General features: G+C 37.7%; 1 protein-coding gene. It reads right to left on the bottom strand.

From position 1 onward, the window contains the following. A partial coding sequence (locus tag L3V42_RS18190) for a transposase (RefSeq protein ID WP_238472634.1) occupies nt 1-239 on the bottom strand: 239 nt, incomplete at both ends.

Here is a 239-nt window from a genome sequence, read left to right as displayed (position 1 = left end):
TTTCTCGTCTGAAAGCTTCGTGCGTACATATTCTTTTTGTGATTCCCACTTCTCGTTGAGGAATACTTTTCTGTTATTTCCTGGTTTGGCTTTCGTGCACAAATCACGAAGAGGACAACCGGAACAGTCTTCACATTCATACACTTTAAATTCACGTGTAAATCCATATCTGTCCGTTCGTTTCGAATGATAACTAAATTTCACTTTTCTTCCATTTGGACATACATATGCATCTTCTT

Origin of the sequence: Oceanobacillus alkalisoli (assembly GCF_022213125.1) — a bacterium.
In the GTDB taxonomy this organism is placed as follows: Bacteria; Bacillota; Bacilli; order Bacillales; family Amphibacillaceae; genus Oceanobacillus; species Oceanobacillus alkalisoli.
This window is presented reverse-complemented; position numbering and strand designations above follow the sequence as displayed.